Below are 4,434 nucleotides of genomic sequence, written 5' to 3' on the forward strand. Positions count from 1 at the left end.
GTCGCGGCGGCGGCGGGGCTCGCGGGTTTCGCGCTGGCGCGCTGGCTGACCCGCCCGCGTCGCGCATCCGCGCCGTTGCGCCCCCGCCCGCCGATGCGCCCCTATCCCGATGACGAGTGGAGTGAACCCGATGACCGAGCGTGATCCACGCGACGACGACCGGGACGCATCCGGGCCAGGCGGAACCGGAGCAAGCGGCCCCGGGTATGGCGGCGATGATCGGGGCGGCGATGATCGCGGCCCGCGCGCGCTCTACCAGCTCATCGCCGATGCCCTGCGTGAGGCGACCGAGCTCGCCAGCAAGGAGTTCGCGCTGTTTCGCGCCGAGCTCGCGGAAAACATCTCCCGCCTGATCGCCGGGATCGCCATGCTGATGGTCGCCGCGATCTTCGGCGTCGCCACCATCGTGCTGCTCACCTCCGCCCTGGTCGAATGGATCGCGGTGCTGGTCGGCTCGGATGCGCTCGCCGCGCTGATCGTGGCCGGGGTGACGCTGTTGCTTGCAATCATCTTCGCCCTGATCGCCCGCAACCGCCTCTCGCTGACCACGCTCGAGCCGAAGCGCACGCGCGAATCGATGAACCGCGACGGGGATATCTTCTCCAGCAGGAGGCGCAGATGAGCCGGCGGCGGATCGAGGAGATCGAGGCGGATGTGGCGCGCTCGCGCGCGCGCCTCGAACAGACGCTCCAGCGCATCGAGCACAAGCTCTCGGCCTCCGGCATGGTCGATGACGCGCTCGCCTCGCTCAGGCGCACCCGCCACGGCGATGTCGTGGACTGGGCGATGGGCGCCCTGCGCGACAATCCCGTACCGGTCCTCGCGGTGATGGCGGGAATCGGCTGGCTGATCGGGCGGGCCGGGAGCGCGGAGCGCGATGCCGCCCGGGCGGCGCGGGCGCGGGAGCGTGCATACCGTCGCGAAGCGAACGCTGCATCGAAGCAAGCATCGAACTCTTCACGCAGTGACGCGTTCTCTGAGGGAAGACCGGCGCCGGATCCGGCGTCCGGCATGTCTCCAGGCGGGCGCGTCCCGCCCGATGTGTCACCACAACCGCGCAGATGAGGAGTATCGGCATGGCCGACGACAAGGACAAGAACGCACCGGACGACGCACAGGACATCCCCAATCCGGCCGGAACCTACTCCACCAACCCGTCGGCGCGGGTTCGCCAGACCGCACGCTCGGCCTCGAAGATCGCCGAGAAGGCGCGTTGGCAGGCGCGGCGTGAGGTCGAGGAAGAGCTCGAAACCCTGCGCGCGCAGCTCGACACCTATGCCGAACGCGCCGACGAGGCGACCCGCGAGGCCGTCGAGACCGCCCGCCGACGGGCGCGCGAAGCCTATCGCGACCTGCGCGACAGCGCCGCCGACAGCTACGACGATCTGCGCGAGCGGGCAGAGCATGGCCTGGACGAAGCCGGCGAATGGGCCCGCGAGCATTATGAGGATGCGCGCGAATGGGCGCATGAGCATTATGATGAGGCGGTCGATGCCGGTCGACGCGGCTATCGCCGCAGCCGCGCCTATGCCCGACAGCACCCGCTCGCAATCGGCGCGCTCGGCCTCGCCGCCGGGCTCGTGCTGGGTGCGCTGCTGCCGCGCCGCGATCCGCCCCACCCGCCGCGCTGGTACGAACCCGAGCATTACGGCTACGAGCGCGATCCGCGCCGCGCGCGCCGGCGCTGGTAAGACGGGGCGGGGAAGCGCGTCGGGGTCAGGCGCGCTTCTTTTGCTCTTTCGAGGCCGGATCGCCGCCATGCGCGGGCGCGATCCCGGCCAGGGCTTCTCCAAAGCGCGCATTCAGGGCGGCGAAGACGGCGTCAAGCATGGCCTCGATACCATCAAGCGCTGCGGCATCGGGACAGGTCGCCTCCTGCTTGGCGGTGGTTTCCATCGCGCCGAGATGATCGACCAAGGGCAGGGCGCCGATATTGGCGCTCATGGATTTCAAAGCATGCGCCGCGCTTGCAATCTGCTGCGGATCGCCGTGTGAGGCCGCTTCGCGCAGATCGCCGAGCGCTCTGGGGGCATGTTCGAGATAGAGCCCGAGGACACGACGCAGGAAGTCCGGCCCTGAAGTTTCGCCCATCTGCTGCAACTGGCCGATCAATTCCTCATCAAGGACAGGGTGCGCGTCGGCACCATCCTGCGGCTGCGGCCCCTCCGGCACCGGCACCCGCTCTTCCTCCCGCTCTTTCTCCCGCTCCTGCGCATGCACGGCGACAAAGGATTGCGAGGGGATGGCTATGGGCGCGCATGCGCCCGCGTCCTGCGCCAACCCATTCTTCTCGGCCAGGTTCTTCTCGGCCAGGTCCGGTTCAGCCAAGTCCGGTTCAGCCAAGTCCGGCTCGCGCGACGCTTGCCTCGTATTGTCCCGGGACGCAGCCGGCGGAGCAGCCTCGACCTCATCCGGGGTGGTCTGTCCGAGATGGCGGGTGAGGGTCTCGCCGAGCTGGGCGATGGTGAAGGGCTTGTGCAGCACCCCGTCCATCCCGGCCTCCTGCCAGCCGAGCGCCTCGGCGCCCACCACATGCGCGGTCAGGGCGACGATGCGTTTGGGCGTGCGTCCCTTGCGCGTCTCGTCCTGGCGGATACGGCGCGTCGCCTCGTAGCCGTCCATCTCCGGCATGGAGACGTCCATCAGGATCAGATCGTATTCCGCCACATGTGTCTGGCGCAGGGCCTGCAGTCCGTCGCTGGCGAGATCGGGGGTGACGCCGAAACGGGCCAGGGCCGCGCTCGCGACCTCGCGATTGACCGGGCTGTCATCGGCGACCAGCACGCGGGCCTGCGCGAATTGCGGCAGAAAATCGCCATCCGCGCCCGGTTTCGATGCAGATGCGGCGAGCGGCTGCCCGGCCCGCATCCGTTCGAACAGGGTGGTGGCCTCGTTCATGCTGACGGGAAGGCGCATCACCGCATCGGCCAGTCCACGCCCCAGCGCGATCTCGCCGGCTTCCGCGCCGATGGCGGCGAGGGCAATCACGGCTTTGGCGCCCCTGGGACGCTCTCCGCGCGCGACGAGGCCCTCGGCGCTCATCAGCCAGAAGCCCGTTATCGTGGCACGCCCGTAACCGCGTTCCTCGGGGGTCTCCACGAGGGCGAAGCCTGATCGCGAAGCGACCGCCGCCAGGGCCTGGCGGCTACCGGAGCCGGCAGAGCCCAGCATGAGCGGCAGCGCATGCGGTTGCGGCGGCATCGCTTCGCGATAGGCCTCACCGACGGGCATCTGCAGTGGTATGGCGAAGCTGAAGGCGGAGCCCTTGCCGATCTCACTGGTCGCGCCGATCTCACCATCCATGGCTTCGACCAGTCGCTTGCAGATGGTCAGCCCGAGCCCCGTCCCGCCGAAACGTCGCGTCGTGCTCTGGTCAGCCTGGGAGAAGGCGGAGAAGATTGTGGCGAGTTTGTCCGGTGCAATGCCGATACCGGTATCCTCGATGGCGATCCGCAGCCGCGTGCGCATGCCGTCAGCACAGGCAATGCGGATCACGACATGGCCCTTCTCGGTGAATTTGAGGGCATTGCTGGTCAGATTGGAGATGATCTGTGTGATCCGCGTCGGATCGCCGATGACATGGCGCGGGGTGCCCGGTGCGATGACCGCGGCGAGATCGATCCCGTTCTCACGCGCCCGCGCACCGAACAGGGCCGTGACCGTATCGGCGACTTCGTGGAGATCCATCGGCACGCGCTCGAGTTCAAGCTTGCCGGCTTCCACTTTGGCGAAATCGAGGATGTCGTTGATGATCGCAAGCAGCGACTGCCCCGAGCGGGTTATGACTTCCGCCTGCCGCCGCTGACGTTCGGGTAACTCGGATTTCGCCAGCAATTCGGCCATGACCAGCATGCCGTTCATGGGGGTGCGGATCTCGTGGCTCATGGTCGCGAGAAAATCGGACTTGGCCCGGCTGGCCTGCTCGGCAACTTCCTTCGCGGCCAGAAATTCGCGCGTGCGCGCCGCAACGTCCTGCTCCAGCTGATCGCGCTGGCGCGCCAGCCGCGTATCGCGTTTTCGGATCTCGCCGATCATGGTGTTGAAGCTCTTGGCGAGATTGCCGATCTCGTCATCGGTCTCTGCTGCGACATAGGCTTCGTAATCGTGACTGAGCCGGATTCCGGCCATTGCACGCGCGAGATTCAGGAGCGGTCGGGTGATGTGGCGCTGCATCTTGATGGAGATCGCCAGCCCGATCGCGGCGGCAAGTGCCGATGCGGTGACGGCGACGAGCAGCATATCCTGCATCCGTTCGGCAAGGTCGCTGGTATCGCTGATCAGGGTCAGGCGTCCAACTGTCTCGCCGCCATTGTCGATCGGGACCGTCGTGCGCACGCTGCGGCTGCGGATCAGCGTCGTCGCGTTGACCCGTTCTCCGGGGCTGATCATGACGTCGCGGTCGTCACTGAGCAGGATCGCGGCGCCGAGTTCGGC

Annotated in this window: 4 protein-coding genes; 3 read left to right on the top strand and 1 reads right to left on the bottom strand. The window is 67.8% G+C overall.

Going from position 1 to position 4,434, the window contains the following annotated elements; translation table 11 throughout:
- Positions 1-130: 130 nt before the first annotated feature.
- The 3 genes from VKP01_RS13285 to VKP01_RS13295 are packed head-to-tail and all read left to right on the top strand — an operon-like array spanning position 131 to position 1,691.
- A complete protein-coding gene (locus VKP01_RS13285; protein ID WP_324413052.1) occupies positions 131-622 on the top strand; it encodes a phage holin family protein in 492 nt (163 codons plus the stop codon).
- Positions 619-1,065, top strand: coding sequence for a DUF3618 domain-containing protein (locus VKP01_RS13290; protein ID WP_324413054.1), 447 nt, complete (start codon positions 619-621; stop codon positions 1,063-1,065). The genes VKP01_RS13285 and VKP01_RS13290 overlap by 4 nt, the downstream gene beginning before the upstream one ends.
- 11 nt (positions 1,066-1,076) lie before the next feature.
- Positions 1,077-1,691, top strand: a complete 615-nt coding sequence (locus VKP01_RS13295) for a hypothetical protein (RefSeq protein WP_324413056.1) — start codon at positions 1,077-1,079, stop codon at positions 1,689-1,691.
- A gap of 25 nt (positions 1,692-1,716) precedes the next feature.
- Here the strand turns inward: VKP01_RS13295 and VKP01_RS13300 are convergent.
- Positions 1,717-4,434: ATP-binding protein (locus tag VKP01_RS13300; protein WP_324413058.1), on the bottom strand; the 2,718-nt coding region annotated here is incomplete at its 5' end.

This window comes from Saliniramus sp., assembly GCF_035311605.1.
In the GTDB taxonomy this organism is placed as follows: Bacteria; Pseudomonadota; Alphaproteobacteria; order Rhizobiales; family Beijerinckiaceae; genus Saliniramus.